This window comes from Staphylococcus sp. 231237_7MaSpsaltlick (assembly GCF_043107035.1).
This window is the reverse complement of the sequence record NZ_JBICNX010000022.1, coordinates 48,456-68,431: the sequence shown is the minus strand read 5'-3', so window position 1 is coordinate 68,431 and position 19,976 is coordinate 48,456. Positions and strand designations below refer to the sequence as shown.

15 protein-coding genes and 1 pseudogene are annotated in these 19,976 nt (G+C 32.7%); 15 read left to right on the top strand and 1 reads right to left on the bottom strand.

All coding sequences use genetic code 11. The features are described 5' to 3' along the window. The 14 genes and pseudogenes from ACF91D_RS24970 to ACF91D_RS24905 form a co-directional block, all read left to right on the top strand. Window positions 1–117, top strand: a pseudogene (locus ACF91D_RS24970) (translation elongation factor Ts); the annotation flags it as partial. Between the two features lie 133 nt (window positions 118–250). Continuing rightward, a complete protein-coding gene (gene pyrH, locus ACF91D_RS24965) occupies window positions 251–973 on the top strand; it encodes a UMP kinase (RefSeq protein WP_042738854.1) in 723 nt (240 codons plus the stop codon). Between the two features lie 16 nt (window positions 974–989). After that, on the top strand, window positions 990–1,544 hold the full coding sequence (frr, locus tag ACF91D_RS24960) for a ribosome recycling factor (protein WP_042738853.1): 555 nt from the start codon (window positions 990–992) through the stop codon (window positions 1,542–1,544). 225 nt (window positions 1,545–1,769) lie between these two features. Continuing rightward, the gene (locus ACF91D_RS24955; protein WP_042738852.1) at window positions 1,770–2,543 is read left to right on the top strand and encodes an undecaprenyl pyrophosphate synthase; all 774 of its coding nucleotides are present in this window, start codon (window positions 1,770–1,772) and stop codon (window positions 2,541–2,543) included. 9 nt (window positions 2,544–2,552) lie between these two features. Then, window positions 2,553–3,335 carry a phosphatidate cytidylyltransferase gene (locus ACF91D_RS24950; protein ID WP_042738851.1) on the top strand — a complete coding sequence of 261 codons (783 nt, stop codon included), beginning with the start codon at window positions 2,553–2,555 and terminating at the stop codon, window positions 3,333–3,335. Window positions 3,336–3,640: 305 nt separating this feature from the next. Then, window positions 3,641–4,927, top strand: a complete 1,287-nt coding sequence (gene rseP, locus ACF91D_RS24945) for an RIP metalloprotease RseP (protein ID WP_042738850.1) — start codon at window positions 3,641–3,643, stop codon at window positions 4,925–4,927. Between the two features lie 28 nt (window positions 4,928–4,955). Beyond that, the gene (locus ACF91D_RS24940; protein WP_107527422.1) at window positions 4,956–6,656 is read left to right on the top strand and encodes a proline--tRNA ligase; all 1,701 of its coding nucleotides are present in this window, start codon (window positions 4,956–4,958) and stop codon (window positions 6,654–6,656) included. A gap of 439 nt (window positions 6,657–7,095) precedes the next feature. Continuing rightward, complete coding sequence (locus ACF91D_RS24935; RefSeq protein WP_107527423.1) at window positions 7,096–11,412, top strand: PolC-type DNA polymerase III; 4,317 nt, start codon at window positions 7,096–7,098, stop codon at window positions 11,410–11,412. 254 nt (window positions 11,413–11,666) lie between these two features. Continuing rightward, window positions 11,667–12,134: a ribosome maturation factor RimP gene (gene rimP / locus ACF91D_RS24930; protein WP_107512723.1), complete on the top strand. Its 468-nt coding sequence runs from the start codon at window positions 11,667–11,669 to the stop codon at window positions 12,132–12,134. Window positions 12,135–12,154: 20 nt separating this feature from the next. Continuing rightward, window positions 12,155–13,324, top strand: a complete 1,170-nt coding sequence (gene nusA / locus ACF91D_RS24925) for a transcription termination factor NusA (RefSeq protein ID WP_107527424.1) — start codon at window positions 12,155–12,157, stop codon at window positions 13,322–13,324. 20 nt (window positions 13,325–13,344) lie between these two features. Beyond that, window positions 13,345–13,629, top strand: coding sequence for an RNase P modulator RnpM (rnpM, locus tag ACF91D_RS24920; protein WP_042738845.1), 285 nt, complete (start codon window positions 13,345–13,347; stop codon window positions 13,627–13,629). Next, window positions 13,626–13,943 carry a L7Ae/L30e/S12e/Gadd45 family ribosomal protein gene (locus ACF91D_RS24915; RefSeq protein WP_042738844.1) on the top strand — a complete coding sequence of 106 codons (318 nt, stop codon included), beginning with the start codon at window positions 13,626–13,628 and terminating at the stop codon, window positions 13,941–13,943. The genes rnpM and ACF91D_RS24915 overlap by 4 nt, the downstream gene beginning before the upstream one ends. Window positions 13,944–13,947: 4 nt before the next feature. Further along, a complete protein-coding gene (infB, locus tag ACF91D_RS24910; RefSeq protein WP_042738843.1) occupies window positions 13,948–16,014 on the top strand; it encodes a translation initiation factor IF-2 in 2,067 nt (688 codons plus the stop codon). Between the two features lie 1,169 nt (window positions 16,015–17,183). Then, a complete protein-coding gene (locus ACF91D_RS24905) occupies window positions 17,184–18,176 on the top strand; it encodes a hypothetical protein (RefSeq protein ID WP_042738842.1) in 993 nt (330 codons plus the stop codon). Window positions 18,177–18,287: 111 nt separating this feature from the next. Here the strand turns inward: ACF91D_RS24905 and ACF91D_RS24900 are convergent, their stop codons facing one another. Then, window positions 18,288–19,157 (bottom strand): HTH domain-containing protein, encoded by an 870-nt coding sequence (locus ACF91D_RS24900; RefSeq protein ID WP_042738841.1) that lies wholly within the window; start codon window positions 19,155–19,157, stop codon window positions 18,288–18,290. A gap of 444 nt (window positions 19,158–19,601) precedes the next feature. Between ACF91D_RS24900 and rbfA the strand changes: the two genes are divergently transcribed. Next, window positions 19,602–19,949 carry a 30S ribosome-binding factor RbfA gene (rbfA, locus tag ACF91D_RS24895; protein WP_042738840.1) on the top strand — a complete coding sequence of 116 codons (348 nt, stop codon included), beginning with the start codon at window positions 19,602–19,604 and terminating at the stop codon, window positions 19,947–19,949. Window positions 19,950–19,976: the final 27 nt, after the last annotated feature.

Genomic DNA, 19,976 nt, shown 5'->3' with positions numbered 1-19,976 from the left:
GCTTTCTTAAAATCTAAAGGTGGAAAACTTGTTGACTTCGTACGTTATGAAGTAGGCGAAGGAATGGAAAAACGCGAAGAAAACTTTGCTGACGAAGTTAAAGGACAAATGAAATAATTTTTCATAGCTTGAACAAGAAAGAAGACACCTTTTGTGCTCCATATGAAAGATTTACTTTTGTATTGGAAGACCTATTGTGTCTTCTTTACTTGTATCAATTACATATTTTTACAATAGAGAGGATAAGACAATGGCTCAAACTTCTAAATACAAACGTGTTGTTTTAAAATTAAGTGGCGAAGCACTAGCAGGTGAGGATGGTTTTGGAATTAATCCAATCATTATAAAAAGTGTTGCTGAACAAGTGGCAGAAGTTGCTAAGATGGATTGCGAAATTGCAGTCATCGTTGGTGGCGGCAATATTTGGAGAGGTAAGACAGGTAGTGACCTCGGTATGGATCGTGGTACAGCGGATTATATGGGTATGTTAGCTACTGTAATGAATGCATTAGCATTACAAGACAGTTTAGAGCAACTAGAATGTGATACGCGCGTTTTAACTTCAATTGAAATGAAACAAGTAGCAGAACCATACATTCGACGCCGTGCAATCAGACATTTAGAGAAAAAACGTGTTGTAATTTTCGCAGCTGGAATAGGTAATCCATACTTTTCTACTGACACAACTGCAGCTTTACGTGCAGCGGAAGTTGAAGCTGATGTTATCTTGATGGGTAAAAATAACGTTGATGGCGTTTATTCTGCAGATCCTAAAGTAGATTCAAGTGCGGTCAAATATGAACACCTTACTCATATTCAAATGTTACAAGAAGGTTTACAAGTAATGGACTCAACAGCATCATCATTCTGTATGGATAATAATATTCCATTAAATGTATTTTCAATTACAGAAGAAGGTAATATTAAACGTGCTGTAATGGGCGAAAAAATAGGAACTTTAATTACAAAATAATTAGGAGTGTATGACAATGAGTGACATTCTTCAAGACACAAAGTCAAAAATGAAAAAATCTATTGATAATCTATCAAGAGAATTAGCTAATATCAGTGCAGGTAGAGCCAATTCTAATTTATTAAACGGAGTAACAGTTGATTATTATGGTGCACCTACACCAGTTCAACAATTAGCAAGCATCAATGTACCAGAAGCGCGTTTATTAGTGATTTCTCCATATGACAAGTCTTCTGTTGCTGATATTGAAAAAGCAATTAATGCTGCAAACCTTGGTGTTAATCCTTCAAGTGATGGTGAGGTAATCCGTATTAGTGTACCAGCATTAACTGAGGAGCGTCGTAAAGAATTAGTTAAAGACGTTAAAAAAATCGGTGAAAATGCTAAAGTTGCAATTAGAAATGTTCGCCGTGATTCTAATGACGAACTTAAAAAACAACAAAAAGATGGCGACATCACTGAGGATGATTTAAGATCTCAAACAGAGGATGTTCAAAAGTTAACTGACGATTCTATTAAACAAGTAGATGAACTATTAGACGAAAAAGAAAAAGATATAATGTCAGTATAAACATGGTAAGAATGCATTTATTCTAAGTTATGAGCATATTGCGTAAGCATGTCTTCATAATTATTATAACAATGCATAATTTTATCTGAACTGTATCAAATAGGACTTTGGTACAGTTTTTTTATTTGTTTATTCAACGTACCTATCTATTATGATAAAATGGTAGATAAATGTATCGTGAACCTATTATAATAAACAGAGAGACGCAAGCTCGGAGGAAATACCATGTTTAAAAAGTTAAATAAACAGAAAAAGAAACAATCACAGCAATTAAATTCTGAAATAGACTTACATAATATACCAGAACATGTTGCAATCATAATGGACGGAAATGGTCGATGGGCAAAAAAAAGAAAGTTACCTCGCATCAAGGGTCATTATCAAGGTATGCAAACAGTTAAAGAAATTACTAGAGAAGCTAGTGATTTAGGTATTAAATATTTAACGTTATATGCGTTTTCTACAGAAAATTGGTCTAGACCTAAAAGTGAAGTTAACTATATCATGAATTTACCTGTTAATTTCTTGAAAACATTTTTACCAGAATTGATTGAAAAAAATGTAAAAGTTGAAACCATTGGTTTTATGGAACACTTGCCAGATTCAACATTAAAAGCTATCAATAAAGCGATTGAAGAAACGAAAGACAACACCGGCTTACGTTTAATCTTTGCATTGAACTATGGCGGTCGTGCAGAAATTGTGCAGAGTATGAAAACAATATTCGATGAATTATCTAATGAGGGACTTACAAGTGATTCGATTAATGAAGCAATGATAGAAAAACACCTAATGACACATCGTTATCCAGATCCGGAATTGCTAATTAGAACTTCAGGAGAGCAAAGAATTAGTAATTTCCTAATTTGGCAAGCATCATATAGTGAATTTATTTTCAATGAAAAATTGTGGCCCGACTTCGACAAAGAAGAGTTAATAAATTGTATTAAAATTTATCAATCACGCCAACGTCGATTTGGCGGGGTTATAGATAGTTAGGAGAAAAGTATGAAAGTTAGAACTTTAACAGCAATTATTGCGCTGATCATTTTCCTTCCAATTTTATTAAAAGGTGGATTTAGTTTAATTTTATTTTCATATTTACTTGCTTTTATCGGTTTAAAAGAATTGCTAAATATGAATATGATTAAGTTCTTATCAATTCCAGGTATAATAAGTGCATTAGGTGTGCTTATTATTATGTTGCCACAAGATGCTGGTACATGGGTTAATGATTTACAACTTAAATCATTAATTGCAATGAGTTTCATTCTATTAAGTTATACAGTATTGTCGAAAAATAGATTTAGTTTTATGGACGCAGCGTTCTGTTTAATGTCAATTGCATATGTTGGTATCGGATTTATGTACTTATATGAAACACGATCAGAAGGTATACATTACATATTATTTGCCTTTTTAGTGGTATGGTTAACTGATACAGGAGCATATATCTTTGGTCGACTAATGGGTAAACATAAGCTGTGGCCTGTAATTAGTCCTAATAAGACAATCGAAGGTTTTATTGGTGGTTTGATTTGTAGTTTAATTGTTCCATTAATTATGATTATGTTTGTGGACTTTGATATTGCGACATGGTTATTATTAATTCTTACAGTGATACTAAGTATGTTTGGTCAGTTAGGTGATTTAGTTGAATCTGGATTTAAACGTCATTTTGGTGTGAAAGATTCCGGCCGAATTTTACCTGGTCACGGTGGTATTCTCGATAGATTTGATAGCTTTATGTTTGTGTTACCATTATTAAATATTTTCCTTATTCAAATGTAAGTTTAAATTATAGATTTACACGTAAAATAGATATATCTTTTACAGGAGTTAATGAATAATGGATCCTAATTTCTAAGTAATTAGGTGAAATTGTTTCTTAACTCCTTTTCACAAGGTTAGAAAATCTATGTTAAAAATTAGATCATATCGAATTGGTATAGTTATGTGTAACGTAAAGTAGAGTTGTGTTATACTTTTATAATCTTGAGTAATGCTTAAGGAACAATAATATGTAATTAAATGTTTAAAGATGGTAACAACGTCACAATAATTAATTTATATCGAAAAATATGAGGTGTATTGAATTGAGTTTTCTAGTAACAATAATATCTTTTATCATCGTATTTGGTGTACTGGTTTCCGTCCATGAATATGGACATATGTTCTTTGCAAAAAGAGCAGGTATTATGTGCCCCGAATTTGCTATTGGTATGGGTCCCAAAATATTTAGTTTCAGAAAGAATGAAACGTTATATACAATTCGACTATTGCCAGTTGGTGGTTATGTTCGAATGGCGGGTGATGGTTTAGAAGAATCACCTGTACAACCTGGAATGCATGTTAAAATCAAAGTGAATGATAATAACGAAATAACGCATATCATATTAGACGATCAACATAAATTCCAACAAATCGAAGCAATTGAAGTAAAGCAATGTGATTTTAGTGAAGGCTTATACATTGAAGGTGTCACAGCTCATGATCAAGAACGTCATCATTATCAAATTGCTAAAAAAGCTTTCTTTGTGGAAAATGGTAGCTTGATTCAAATTGCACCTAAAGATCGTCAATTCACATATAAAAAGCCTTACCAAAAGTTTTTAACTTTATTTGCAGGTCCATTATTTAATTTTTTACTTACTTTAGTTATTTTTATCGGACTGGCTTATTATCAAGGTACGCCTACAAATAGTATAGATAAAGTTTTTGATCATACACCTGCCCAACAAGCAGGGTTACAATCTGGTGATAAAATCACTAAAATAGCCAACTATGATATCAAAAATAAAGATGATATAGATAAAGCGATGGCCAATGTGAAAGATCAGAAAACAAAGGTTACGGTAGAACGCGATGGGAAAGAGAAATCGGTTGAAGTTAAGCCTAAAAAAGTAGAACAAAAAATGACGAAAACACAGTCTGAGACAAAATATATACTTGGCTATCAACCTGGAACCGAACATTCGCTATTTAAACCAATTGTCTCTGGTATTGAAAGAACAATATTTGCAGGTAAATTAATCTTTACTGCAATTTTAAGTATGATTGCCAGTATTTTCACGGGTCAATTTTCATTTGATATGTTAAATGGTCCTGTGGGTATATATCACAATGTGGATTCAGTTGTAAAAACTGGTATTATAAATTTAATTTCGTGGACTGCATTATTGAGTGTTAACTTAGGTTTAATGAATTTACTACCTATTCCTGCACTTGATGGTGGCCGAATTTTATTTGTAATTTACGAAGCAATTTTTAGAAAGCCAGTTAATAAAAAGGCAGAAACAACAATTATTGCAATTGGTGCGGTATTTGTATTGATAATTATGGTCTTAGTGACTTGGAATGATATCCAACGCTATTTCTTATAATGTAGATTAGAGAGGAGCAAACAAAGTAATGAGACAATCAAAAGTATTTATACCAACGATGAAAGAAGTTCCTTCTGGTGCTGAAGCACTAAGCCATCGTTTATTATTAAAAGCGGGGTTAATTAAACAAAGTACAAGTGGTATTTATAGTTATTTACCACTAGCAGCAAGAGTATTAAATAATATAGAAAGTATTGTTCGAGAAGAAATGGAACGTATCGATGCAGTGGAAATCTTAATGCCTGCATTACAACAAGCAGAACTTTGGGAAGAGTCTGGACGCTGGGATGCATACGGTCCTGAACTTATGCGTTTACAAGATCGTAATGGACGAGGATTTGCATTAGGTCCAACACACGAAGAAGTTGTTACATCAATTGTTAGAGACGAATTGAAATCTTATAAGCAATTACCATTGACGTTATTCCAAATTCAATCGAAATTTAGAGACGAAAAACGCCCACGCTTTGGATTATTACGTGGACGTGAATTTATTATGAAAGATGCATATTCATTCCATGCAGATGAAGCATCTTTAGATGAATCATATAATGATATGTATGATGCTTACGGTCGTATATTTAAGCGTGTTGGTATCAATGCACGTCCAGTAGTGGCTGACTCTGGCGCAATTGGTGGTAGTCATACACATGAATTTATGGCATTAAGTGAAATCGGTGAAGATACGATTGTCTATAGTGAACAAAGTGACTATGCCGCAAATATTGAAAAAGCTGAAGTTGTTTATGTACCAAATGAAAAACATGATGAAATTCAACCGTTATCAAAAATTGAGACGCCAAACATTCATACAGCAAAAGAGTTGGCAGACTTTCTTGAGAAACCATTAGATGAAATTACTAAATCTATGGTATTTAAAGTTGATGGTGAATTTATCATGGTCTTGGTACGTGGTCACCATGAAATTAATGATATTAAATTAAAGGCTTATTTTGAGACAGACAATATTGAATTAGCTACAGAAGCTGAAATTGTTAATTTATTGGGGGCAAAACCAGGTTCATTAGGACCAGTTACTGATAAAGAAATTAAAGTTTACGCAGATAACTATATCCAAGATTTAAATAATATTGTTGTTGGTGCAAACGAAGATGGTTACCACCTATTAAATGCAAATTTAGATCGTGACTTTAATGTTACTGCTTTTGGAGATTTCAGATTTATATTAGAAGGTGAAGCATTAGCGGACGGATCTGGTGCTGCTAAATTCGCAGAAGGTATTGAGGTAGGACAAGTCTTTAAATTAGGTACCAAGTATTCAGAGTCAATGAATGCTACGTTTTTAGATAATCAAGGTAAAGCAAAACCATTATTAATGGGTTGTTATGGTATTGGTGTATCAAGAACGTTAAGTGCTATAGTTGAACAAAATAACGACGAAAATGGTATTATTTGGCCAAAATCAGTTACTCCATTTGATTTACATTTAATTACGATAAATCCAAAGAAAGATGATCAGCGTGAATTAGGTGATGATTTATATACACAATTAGCTGAACATTTCGACGTGTTGTATGATGATCGTAAAGAACGCGCAGGTGTTAAATTTAACGACGCAGATTTAATTGGATTACCAATTAGAGTCGTTGTCGGTAAAAATGCTGCCGAAGGAATTGTTGAAGTTAAACGTAGAGACAATGGTGAAAGCGAAGAGATACATGTGAATGATTTAATTAATTATGTGAATGAGTTATATACGAAACTTTAATTAAATTATTTGGCATATAAATAAGTCAATTCAACCGTTTATATGATAGAGAAATTAGAATTAATATGCACGATTAAATAGCATTAGATTTTAAAACATATAATAAATCAAATTGTTATAAGGCATAGAAATGAACGTACAGATCTGAATTGAGACGCTAATTTATGATTAGCTCAACACAAGAAATGCATAATAGGGAGTGGACTAAGAAATCTGATATACCCAGAGATTTCGATTCCACTCTCTTTTCTATGAATTACTATGTTTCATACTATGCATTGCGCCACTTTTATGAATTGTGGGAATTTTTAAAAGTGATGCATTTATATATTAGAAATATAGGTAAATGCGTTATAATATAGAGAATGATAAAAAATACATACACCGTCATTGAGAGAAAAATAAAAACAGTGTAATACAAAGTAAGGTGGTAATCGTCATGGCAATGACAAATCAGGAAAAATTCAAAGTCTTAGCTGATCAAATTAAGATTGCGAATCAGTTAGATTCAGAATTTCTTGAGCAAAGTGAATTAAATCGAGTTGATGTATCGACGGCAGATCGTTCTTGGATATTTCAAATTACATTCCCGTACTTTTTATCTATAGAAAACTATTTATTATTTATTAATGCCATTCAAGAAGAATTTAAATCTATAGCTAAAGTAAGTTGTAACTTTACTATTCAAAATAAAGCAAATCAAGATGAGTATGCGATTAAATATTTTAGTTATTGTATTGATCAAACTAAGTTATCACCAAAAGTTAAAGGACAATTGAAGCAAAAGAAATTGATTATGTCTGGTGATGTCTTGAAGGTCATGTGTCAAAATGATGTTGAGCGTAACCATTTTGATAAGGCATGTAACGGCAGTTTGATTAAAGCGTATCAGCAATGTGGTTTTGATATCAGCGGTATTATCTTTGAAACAGATAGTGTTGGTACTGAAGATGATTTGGCTTCATTAGAGGCACATATTCAACAAGAAGATGAGCAAAGTGCGCGAGAAGCAACAGAAAAATTAGAAAAAATGAAGGCTGAAAAGGCAAAACAACAAGACAACAATGAAAGTAATGTAACGAAATGTCAAATTGGTAAACCAATTCAAATTGAAAATGTTCGTTCTATAGAATCAATAGTCGAAGAAGAATTCAAAGTAGCTGTAGAAGGTGTTATCTTTGATATTAACTTAAAAGAATTGAAGAGTGGTCGTCATATCGTAGAACTAAAGGTAACTGACTACACAGATTCATTAGTACTAAAAATGTTTACACGTAAAAATAAAGATGATTTAGATCATTTTAAAGCATTGAGTGTCGGAAAATGGGTTCGTGCACAAGGAAGAATTGAAGAGGATACATTCGTACGTGATCTAGTGATGATGATGTCGGATATTGAAGAAATTAAAAAGAATCCAAAGCAAGATAAAGCTGAGGATAAAAGAGTTGAATTCCATTTACATACATCAATGAGCCAAATGGATGGTATTCCTAATATCTCTGCTTATGTAGAGCAAGCTGCAAAATGGGGACATAAAGCAATAGCTGTAACAGATCATAATGTTGTTCAAGCATTTCCAGACGCTCATAATGCCGCAGAAAAAAACGGCATTAAAATGATTTATGGTATGGAAGGCATGCTCGTTGACGACGGTGTTCCTATTGCTTATAAACCATTTGATTGTGACTTGAAATCTGCTACATATGTTGTATTTGACGTGGAAACAACAGGGCTATCAAACCAATATGATAAAATCATTGAACTTGCTGCAGTTAAAGTCAAAGATGGCGAAATTATTGATAAATTTGAACGTTTCAGTAATCCACATGAAAGATTATCAGAAACAATTATCAATCTAACGCATATTACGGATGATATGTTAATAGATGCACCTGAAATTGAAGAAGTACTCACAGAATTTAAAGAATGGGTTGGAGATGCAATATTTGTAGCTCATAACGCTTCATTTGATATGGGCTTCATTGATACAGGATATGAACATGTTGGTTTAGGTGAGTCAACTAATGGTGTAATTGATACCTTAGAGTTATCACGTACGATTAATACAGAATATGGTAAACATGGCTTGAATTTCTTGGCTAAAAAGTATGGCGTTGAACTGACACAACACCATAGAGCCATTTATGATACAGAAGCAACGGCTTATATCTTCATTAAAATGTTAAAGCAATTAGAGGAATTAGGTGTTAATAACCATAAAGATATTAATCAGTCACTCTCCAATGAAGATGCATATAAAAGAGCGCGACCAAACCATGTAACACTTATTGTACAAAACCAACAAGGTTTGAAAAATCTCTTTAAAATCGTTAGTGAATCATTGGTCCATTATTACTATAGAACGCCAAGAATTCCACGTTCGTTGCTAGACGAATATCGTGAAGGAATACTTGTTGGTTCTGCTTGTGACGAAGGTGAAGTATTTACTGCGGTAATGCAAAAGGATCAATCTCAAGTAGAGAGAATTGCGAAATATTATGATTTTATTGAAGTACAACCACCAGCCTTGTACCAAGATTTAATTGATAGAGAATTGGTTAGAGACAACGAAACGCTACACGAAATTTATCAACGTTTATTACAAGCTGGTCAAACAAACCAAATTCCAGTCATCGCTACAGGCAATGCGCATTATCTATTTGAACATGATAGTATTGCTCGAAAAATATTGATTGCATCACAGCCTGGGAATCCACTAAATCGATCTACGTTACCTGAAGCACATTTTAGAACAACAGATGAAATGCTCGATGAACTACATTTCTTAGGTGAAGAGACAGCATATGAGATTGTTGTGAAAAATACGAATGAATTAGCTGATCGTATCGAACGTGTAGTTCCGATTAAAGATGAATTATATACACCACGTATGGATGGAGCCAATGAAGAAATACGTGAACTAAGTTATTCTAATGCTAAAAAACTTTACGGTGAAGACCTACCACAAATTGTTATTGATAGGCTCGAAAAAGAATTGGCAAGTATTATCGGTAACGGTTTCGCAGTAATTTATTTGATTTCGCAACGTTTGGTAAAAAAATCATTAGATGACGGTTATTTAGTTGGTTCACGTGGTTCGGTTGGATCTAGTTTTGTTGCGACAATGACTGAAATTACAGAAGTAAATCCATTGCCGCCACACTATATTTGCCCTCAATGTAAGGAAAGTGAATTCTTTGATGATGGTTCTGTAGGTTCAGGGTTTGATTTACCGGATAAAAAATGTCCACACTGTGATTGTGATTTAATTAAAGAAGGACAAGACATACCTTTCGAAACGTTCTTAGGATTTAAAGGTGATAAAGTACCTGATATTGACTTGAACTTTAGTGGTGAATATCAACCAGAAGCACACAATTATACCAAAGTATTATTTGGTGAAGATAAAGTATTCCGTGCAGGTACAATTGGTACTGTTGCAGAAAAAACTGCCTTCGGATTTGTAAAAGGTTATTTAAACGATCAAGGAATTCACAAACGAGGCGCCGAAGTAGACCGATTAGTTAAAGGTTGTACAGGTGTTAAAAGAACGACTGGGCAACATCCTGGTGGTATTATTGTTGTACCAGATTATATGGATATTTATGACTTTACACCGGTTCAATTCCCAGCAGATGATCAATCATCATCATGGATGACGACGCACTTTGATTTCCATTCTATTCATGATAATGTATTGAAACTTGATATACTAGGACACGATGATCCTACAATGATAAGAATGCTTCAAGATTTATCTGGTATTGATCCTAAGACGATTCCAGTTGATGATAAAGAAACGATGGGAATATTTAGCTCACCAGATCCTTTAGGTGTAACTGCTGATGATATTCTGTGTAAGACAGGAACATTCGGGGTGCCAGAATTTGGTACTGGATTTGTTCGACAAATGCTTGAGGACACGAAGCCGACTAGTTTTTCAGAATTAGTAAGAATTTCAGGTCTGTCCCATGGTACGGATGTATGGTTAGGTAATGCACAAGACTTAATACGCTCAGGCACATGTGATTTATCTAGTGTTATCTGTTGTCGTGACGATATTATGGTTTATCTAATGTATAACGGCTTAGAGCCGTCGCTTGCCTTCAAGACTATGGAATTTGTCCGAAAAGGTAAGGGTCTAACAGATGATATGGTTGAAGCTATGGTGGATAATGAAGTGCCAGATTGGTATTTAGATTCATGTAGAAAGATTAAATACATGTTCCCGAAAGCACATGCTGCTGCATATGTTTTGATGGCTGTTCGTATAGCATACTTTAAAGTACATCACCCATTGTATTATTATGCAAGTTACTTTACAGTGAGAGCGTCAGACTTTGATTTAATAACAATGATTAAAGATAAAGTTAGCATCCGTAACACTGTTAAAGATATGTATTCACGTTATATGGATTTAGCTAAAAAGGAAAAAGATACCTTAACTGTATTAGAAATAATGAATGAAATGGCACAAAGAGGCTATAGAATGCAACCAATCAGTTTAGAGAAAAGTAAAGCATTTGAATTTATTATTGAAGGTGACACATTAATTCCACCATTCATTTCGGTTCCAGGCTTAGGTGAAAACGTTGCTCAAAGAATTGTGGAAGCTAGAGATGAAGGGCCATTTTTATCTAAAGAAGATTTAAACAAAAAGGCCGGATTATCACAAAAAGTTATTGATTACCTAGATGAATTGGGTTCTTTACCAAATTTACCCGATAAAGCGCAATTATCTATATTTGATATGTAAGCTGGAATCACTTAGCATAATATTGTGTCCACTTTTTCAAAAGTAAAAGAATTGAATAATAATGTAAAAGTAAATAAAGCGTCTAAATTTAACACAAATGCCATGTCATATTGTCATCACGGGATTGTGATTATGTAGTTATTTGTCTACATGAATAACATATGATATAATAATAGTGCTTAAAAAATTAGACTCAGGCAGAAAGAGTGGGCATAATACCCGCTCTTTTCTATTTGCCAAAAAAGGAGGTCAGCATGAGTAAAATAACTGAGCAAGTTGAAACAATTATTCAACCAGTGCTTGACGACTTAAATTTTGAATTAGTTGAAGTTGAGTTTACTAAAGAAGGAAAAGACCATTTCTTAAGAGTTTCAATCGATAAAGATGGTGGCGTGGACTTGAATGACTGTGCATTAGCATCTGAAAAGATTAGTGAAGTAATGGACCAAGAAGATCCTATTCAAGAAATGTATTATCTTGATGTGGCATCACCTGGTGCTGAAAGACCAATCAAAAAAGAAAAAGATTATCAAAACGCTATTTCTAAACCAGTATTTGTTTCTTTATATGCACCTATTGAAGGTGAAAAGGAATGGCTAGGTATTTTACAATCAGTTGATGATGAAACTATTGTTATGGAAGTAAAAGAAAAATCTAAAAAGAAACAAGTTAAAATTCCAAGAAGTAAAATCGCTAAAGCACGTCATGCTGTAATGATTTAACGTGATTAGGAGGATAAATCGTGTCAAGTAATGAACTATTATTAGCTACTGAATATTTAGAAAAAGAAAAAAAAATCCCTAGAGAAGTATTAATCGACGCAATTGAAGCAGCATTAATTACTGCTTATAAGAAAAATTATGATAGTGCGAGAAGCGTTCGTGTTGAATTAAATATGGACCAAGGTACATTTAAAGTGATTGCACGTAAAGATGTAGTAGAAGAAGTCTTCGATGATAGAGACGAAATCGATTTAAGTACTGCATTGGTTAAGAACCCAGCATACGAAGTTGGTGATATTTATGAAGAGGATGTTACACCAAGTGACTTTGGCCGTGTGGGCGCACAAGCTGCGAAACAAGCAGTAATGCAACGTTTACGTGATGCTGAACGCGAAATTTTATACGATGAATTTATCGACAAAGAAGACGATATCGTTACTGGACTTATCGATAGAGTAGATCATCGTTATGTTTATGTAAATTTAGGACGTACAGAAGCTGTGTTATCTGAAGCTGAAAGAAGCCCTAATGAAAGTTATATTCCAAATGAAAGAATTCGTGTTTATGTTAATAAAGTGGAACAAACAACGAAAGGGCCACAAATTTATGTATCACGAAGTCATCCAGGTTTGTTAAAACGTTTGTTTGAACAAGAAGTGCCAGAAATCTTCGATGGCACAGTTATTGTCAAATCAGTTGCACGTGAAGCAGGCGACCGTTCTAAAATTAGTGTGCATTCTGATAATCCAGACATCGATGCAGTTGGCGCATGTGTGGGTTCAAAGGGTGCTCGTGTTGAAGCGGTTGTAGAAGAACTTGGTGGAGAAAAAATTGACATCGTTCAATGGGATGAAGACCCGAAAGTATTCGTGAAAAATGCTTTAAGTCCTTCACAAGTATTACAAGTTATCGTTGATGAAGAAAATCAATCAACTGTTGTTGTTGTACCTGATTACCAATTATCATTAGCAATTGGTAAACGTGGTCAAAATGCTAGATTAGCAGCAAAATTAACAGGTTGGAAGATCGATATTAAATCAGAATCAGATGCTAGAGAAGCAGGTGTTTATCCAGTAGCTGAAACAAAAGCACAACCAGTTGAGGATACAGAAGACATTGAATTGGAAGAATCAATTTCTGAAATAACTGAAGCACCAGAAGATTCAGAAACAGATAAAGACGCTGAATAATTAATTGGAGTGATCGCTTTATGAAAAAGAAAAAAATTCCAATGCGTAAATGTATACTTTCGAATGAGATGTTTCCTAAAAATGACATGATTCGTGTAGTAATTAACAAAGAAGGCGAAATATTTGCTGATGCAACTGGCAAGAAACAGGGTCGCGGTGCATATGTATCTAAAGACGTTAAATCAGTTGAACAAGCACAAGAAAAAGGTATTCTAGAAAAATATTTCAAAGCCGATGCAGAAACTTTAGATCCAGTTTATAAAGAAATTATACGTCTTATATATCGCGAAGAGATTCCTAAATGAACAAAGACCAAATAATAAATTTTTTAGGTTTAGCAATGCGTGCTGGAAAAGTTAAAACAGGTGAATCAGTTATTTTAAATGACTTGAAAAAGAACAAATTAAAATTCGTGATTGTCGCATCAGATGCTTCTGAAAACACTACAAAGGTGATTAAGAATAAATGCGACAGCAATCGTGTGCCTATGCGCATTTTTGCTTCACGAGTTGAACTAGGACAAGCATTAGGAAAATCAGAAAGAGTCAACATAGGAATTACCGATCAAGGTTTTGCTAAGAAATTATTGTCAATGATAGATGAATATAGTAAGGAGTGACTATATGAGTAAACAAAGAATTTACGAATATGCAAAAGAGTTAAATATAAAAAGTAAAGACATTATAGATGAATTAAAGAAAATGAACGTTGAGGTTTCAAATCACATGCAAGCTTTGGAAGCTGATCAAATTAAAGAATTAGATAAAAAATTCAAAGCAAGCCAATCAACTGATTCAAAGAAATCACAACCAAAATCAAATCAAAAACCAGCACCTAAAAATAACAACAAGAAAAATAATAAAGGCAACAACAAGAATAATAAAGGTAACAACAAAAATAACAAGAAACAACCAAAACAAGAAGAACCTAAAGAAACTCCTTCAAAAATTACTTATCAAGATGGAATTACAGTTGGTGAATTAGCAGACAAATTAAATGTTGATTCATCAGGTATTATTAAAAAGTTATTCTTATTGGGGATCATGGCAAATATCAACCAATCATTAGACGATGAAACATTAGAATTAATCGTTGATGATTATGGCGTTGAAATTGAAAAAGAAGTTGTGATAGATGAAGAGGATTTATCTGTATACTTCGATGATCCATCTGAAGATGAACAAGCAGTCGAAAGACCAGCTGTTGTCACTATCATGGGTCACGTAGACCACGGTAAAACAACATTATTAGATTCTATAAGAAATACAAAAGTAACTGCTGGTGAAGCAGGTGGAATTACACAACATATCGGTGCTTATCAAATCGTCAATGACGGTAAGAAGATTACATTCTTAGACACACCTGGTCACGCAGCATTTACAACTATGCGTGCGCGTGGAGCACAAGTTACAGATATTACTATCTTAGTTGTTGCAGCAGATGATGGTGTTATGCCACAAACAATCGAAGCCATTAATCATGCTAAAGAAGCAGATGTACCAACAATCGTAGCTGTGAATAAGATTGACAAACCAACTTCAAACCCAGACCGCGTTATGCAAGAATTAACTGAATATGGTTTAATTCCAGAAGACTGGGGTGGCGATACAATCTTTGTACCACTTTCTGCTTTAAGTGGAGAAGGTATCGATGATTTATTAGAAATGATTGTCTTGACTTCTGAAGTACAAGAACTAAAAGCAAATCCTAGTCAACGTGCTGTGGGTACAGTTATTGAAGCTGAATTAGATAAATCTAGAGGTCCAGCTGCGTCATTATTAGTACAAAACGGTACACTAAATGTTGGTGATCCAGTCGTTGTAGGTAATACGTATGGTAGAATTCGTGCAATGGTTAATGACTTAGGTCAACGCATTAAGACTGCTGGTCCATCTACACCTGTTGAAATTACTGGTATCAACGATGTTCCTCAAGCTGGGGATAGATTCGTTGTATTTAAAGATGAAAAACAAGCACGTAGAATAGGCGAAGCACGCCATGAATCTAATGTGTTACAACAACGTCAAGAGAGTAAAAGCGTTTCATTAGATAACTTGTTTGAACAAATGAAACAAGGTGAAATGAAAGACTTAAATGTGATTATTAAAGGTGATGTTCAAGGTTCTGTTGAAGCATTGGCAGCGTCATTAATGAAGATTGATGTTGAAGGTGTAAATGTACGTATAATTCACACTGCAGTTGGTGCAATCAATGAATCAGATGTAACATTAGCTAATGCATCAAATGGTATTATCATTGGTTTTAATGTGAGACCTGATACTGGTGCAAAACGTGCGGCAGAAGCTGAAGGTGTAGATATGCGTTTACACCGTGTTATTTATAACGTTATCGAAGAAATTGAATCAGCTATGAAAGGTATGCTTGATCCTGAATACGAAGAACAAGTTATCGGACAAGCAGAAGTTAGACAAACATTTAAAGTGTCTAAAGTTGGTACTATCGCAGGTAGTTATGTTATAGATGGTAAAATAACTCGTAATGCTGGTGTGCGCGTGATTAGAGACGGTATCGTACAATTTGAAGGTGAATTGGATACGTTGAAACGTTTTAAAGATGACGCAAAAGAAGTTGCACAAGGTTACGAATGTGGTATTACAATTGAAAAGTATAATGACCTTAAGGAAGGCGATATTATCGAGGCCTTTGAAATGGTTGAAATTAAAAGATAATTAAGTGATTTTTAGATTTATAAAAATATATGATTAAATAGACAAGTAGTAATCCATTTAAGAGAAATGGATTACTACTTTTTTGTTTTATAATCGTATTGTTGGCTCGCGTTCCTAGGGTCCAGCTTCAGCCTGTAGTCTTCAGCTTGTCCTGTTCCCTCAGGAGTCTCGCCAACAATACGAGTTCAATAAATTAAGCAATAAAAAGGAGATACCATTGTCTTTAATTAAAAAGATCAAAAATGATATCTAATGCATTCAAACTTTGTATATTATAGATTGTTGGCTCGCGTTCCTAAGGTCCAGCTTCAGCCTGTAGTCTTCAGCATGTCCTGTTCCCTCAGAGTCTCGCCAACAATACGAGTTCAATAAAATGAGCAATAAAAAGGCAATACCATTACCATTGTCAAATGATCTTTTTCTAGCTACAAAACTCACTTTACTGTACTAAAGATATAACTAGATGATATAATTATATTTATTATAAAATTTCTTTAGTAAAAATTATAAAATCATTTATTTATTAACAGTTTTTATTTAGGAATTCATGTAATAACTATTAATTAATAATATGGACTATACCTTTCATGGATATCACAAAAGGTATAATACACTTATAAAATTACTATGAATAAAAATCAATGATTTAATCATTAGTTTTACGGAAGACAATTTTTCTATCTCAAATAAGTTAACCTTCAAAGAATCTGCATTTTAAATTTCTTTAATCATTCTTAAGTTTATTTTATTATCTGTTTTATTCTTCAAAAGTTTCTATCTTTATCAATATTGAATCACTTTATTAATATTACTCATTTATACTTCCTATATTAATTAATCAAAATCAAAGTCACATTATTTTTAGCACATCATATTTCGGCATTATTACTGGAGATGCATATGAAGTTTTCTAAATAATATTAATAATAAACCAGACCGTTTTTATAGCTAAGTAAGTATATATAAAATAAATATTTATAAACTATATTGATTAGGAAAATTATAGTTAGAGATGATTAAAAAATAAAGATATGATAAAATATTAATCGTTTTCGTATTAATAGGCAAAGATTAGTTAATTTATATATAGAAAATTTACTTTTTTTATAAGACGGACACTTACTGTCCAGTTACTTATTTATAATACTATTAAGAGGAGGTTATACCATATGAGCAGATATTTAAATGAAATCAATGAATTTTGGCAACAATATTTAGAACAATATGATGCCGTGTATGATGACCATACGTTAAATCAAATTATCGAAAATAATGATCGAACAGCCTTCATACATCCACAGGATTTATTATATTTAAAGCAGCATTTCGGTGAAGATTTTGCTGAAATACCAAGGTTCAAAAAGATGATAGACTTTGCAAATGGTATAATTTCAATTAATAAAGATAGAAGAAAAGTAATTTCGAATGAAAATTTAATTAATCCGGCAATGGCCAGACCATTTTTCGGCAATCCTGAGAAAGCAGATATCGTTATATTAAAAAAGCATCCTGAAAAAGATTTTAATAGTTATAATACTAATCTTTCTGATGATACAGCTATAGAATATAGAAAGCGTATTGTCTTAGATATCCAAGGTAAGTTAACGTTCAATAATGAAAAACTATTCCTACCTTATATTGATAAGCATAGATGGTTTGTAAAATTTCTATACAGTAATTCGTCTATGTTGAAGCAATTTAATATTGACCCGAACAGAGTCATGGTATTGAATTTCTTTCCTTATCAAGCTGGCCATAGTGCAGGCATACCACGTGACTTTTTAACATTAAACCATATATTACCGTCTCAAAGGGAAAATTTTAATTTGCTGTTGAAAATGATAGAGGATAGTAAAGAGAGAATATATATTTGCAGTGAAGAAGAATTATTTATTTCTATTTTCAAAAACTTTACTGATGAAAAACTTTGTACTTATATCAAGGAAAACTTATTTGTTTTGGCATCTAAACAAAATAGAAGAATAACGACAGGTAATCTATTAAGCTATAAAGAGCATAAATTGCGCTTACGTAAAAAAGAAGAACTCACCAAGCCTGAATACTATAGATGGAATAGACAACAAAAAGAAGCACGTGAAGGTGGGGCGTCAGATTTTAATAAACGCATTCGCAACTTACAACGCACACTACAACAACAATAACTTGAAGTATATACCCCTAATGTTGGATGAAAATGCTAACTCTTAGGGGTTTCTTTTTGTTAAAAAAATAAAAAGTGGTCAGAATGATAATTAGGACAGATTGCTTGAAAATTAATGGTATTTATTGAATAGCTGTTTTAATTTAGTTTTGAAGGCATCAACATAAATTTGAGGTTTTAAAATAGTTATTTCACTGGCATATTTATAAGCAAGTTGTAAACATTCTTGTTGTGAAATTATAATGTTAGCAATAACGCCATTTTCAACATTTTGTGTATGTGCCACTATAAATTGTTTATGTATCTCATTCCAAATAGAAGTACTAAAGTGCAGTTTCACAGGTTCTATTTTATTAATAATATCTAAATGGAATTGATCATTTAAAGGAGTAACGTCTCTAACATTAGCTAAATTCACACAGGTGATTTCTCCGTGATAATAATAAGTAAACCAATGATGTCTATCATAATAGCGTGTATAAATGGGTATGACCTTTATTTGCTGTTGATTATTGATTGATAAAGAAATAAATTCATAGTTTTCAATAGCAATTTGAATTTTGAAAATGAGTTGAGATTCAACCTTTACTTTGTTGAGTTTAAATTGATTTAATAATTTATTAGAAAGCATTTTTTCAGCCATATTAATGTTGGCATTTAATCCTCTAATTAGGTTATAAGTATCTTCATGAATGATAGGTGTCAATGTTTTCATTCTAAACACTAGATTTAATAATCGATTACTTTCAAATTTATATTTATCAATTTTTAAACGATGTTGTTCGATGTTTTTATCATAAATAATCGTACCACCTAAACCTTGCCATTCAGCATCTTCATATATAAAGTGATTTAAATCACTGATATCTCGTTGGATGGTACGTAAATTAACATTTAATGCCTCTGCTAGCGCTTCTTTATTTAATGTTTTGCCATTTAAAAAACGTGTGTAGATATATAATAAACGTTCAGGTTTTTCCAAATTGCACGCTCCTAATAATTTTTGTAATAAGCATTTAAAATGTTCATTAGTTTTACATTATACCATTTTTTATATATAATGCGTAACACTTTTTTATTATAAATTTATTATGTAAAAGTCAAGCTACTCTGTAACAAAAAGTGATATAAAATAAACACTTAGGCATAAAAACTAAACGTTCAGGCAATATAAAATGTAACAAATAACAATTTATTTCATATTCGTTTCAAAAATTAACAGTTAGGAATAAAAATCATGCCTAACTGTTAAAATAATTTCGCACTTTATAATTCCGTGCAACTTAAATTGATATGTGTTATTTGTCAATCTGAATTTATAAAGTGATAATATTTGTTTGACGTTATGAAATAAACTATCATATAATCGCTAAGTAAGGATGACGCCAATTACAAAATAAACAAACCGTTGTGAGGTGAAATGAATATGAATATGAGAGCAGAACGTGTTGGAGAGCAAATGAAACAAGAGATAATGGATATTGCTAACAACAAAGTCAAAGATCCAAGAATTGGGTTTTTAACTATAACTGATGTGCAATTAACAAATGATTTATCTATTGCAACTGTATATCTTACGGTGCTTGGTAGCAAACGTGAAATCGACGATACATTCAAAGGACTAGAAAAAGCTAAAGGCTTTATAAAATCTGAATTAGGATCACGAATGCGATTACGAATTGTTCCAGAGTTAAACTTTGAATACGATGAGTCGATCGATTACGGTAATAAAATAGAGAGAATGATTCAAGACTTGCATAAAAAAGATAAATAGTAAATACTACTGAAGCAAAATTGAAAT

What these genes read in the sequence shown, in the direction of transcription:
- pyrH (WP_042738854.1), top strand. Translation starts at nt 251, where the DNA reads ATGGCTCAAACTTCTAAATACAAACGTGTTGTTTTAAAATTAAGTGGC.
- frr (WP_042738853.1), top strand. Translation starts at nt 990, where the DNA reads ATGAGTGACATTCTTCAAGACACAAAGTCAAAAATGAAAAAATCTATT.
- ACF91D_RS24955 (WP_042738852.1), top strand. Translation starts at nt 1,770, where the DNA reads ATGTTTAAAAAGTTAAATAAACAGAAAAAGAAACAATCACAGCAATTA.
- ACF91D_RS24950 (WP_042738851.1), top strand. Translation starts at nt 2,553, where the DNA reads ATGAAAGTTAGAACTTTAACAGCAATTATTGCGCTGATCATTTTCCTT.
- ACF91D_RS24940 (WP_107527422.1), top strand. Translation starts at nt 4,956, where the DNA reads ATGAGACAATCAAAAGTATTTATACCAACGATGAAAGAAGTTCCTTCT.
- ACF91D_RS24935 (WP_107527423.1), top strand. Translation starts at nt 7,096, where the DNA reads ATGGCAATGACAAATCAGGAAAAATTCAAAGTCTTAGCTGATCAAATT.
- rimP (WP_107512723.1), top strand. Translation starts at nt 11,667, where the DNA reads ATGAGTAAAATAACTGAGCAAGTTGAAACAATTATTCAACCAGTGCTT.
- rnpM (WP_042738845.1), top strand. Translation starts at nt 13,345, where the DNA reads ATGAAAAAGAAAAAAATTCCAATGCGTAAATGTATACTTTCGAATGAG.
- ACF91D_RS24915 (WP_042738844.1), top strand. Translation starts at nt 13,626, where the DNA reads ATGAACAAAGACCAAATAATAAATTTTTTAGGTTTAGCAATGCGTGCT.
- infB (WP_042738843.1), top strand. Translation starts at nt 13,948, where the DNA reads ATGAGTAAACAAAGAATTTACGAATATGCAAAAGAGTTAAATATAAAA.
- ACF91D_RS24905 (WP_042738842.1), top strand. Translation starts at nt 17,184, where the DNA reads ATGAGCAGATATTTAAATGAAATCAATGAATTTTGGCAACAATATTTA.
- rbfA (WP_042738840.1), top strand. Translation starts at nt 19,602, where the DNA reads ATGAATATGAGAGCAGAACGTGTTGGAGAGCAAATGAAACAAGAGATA.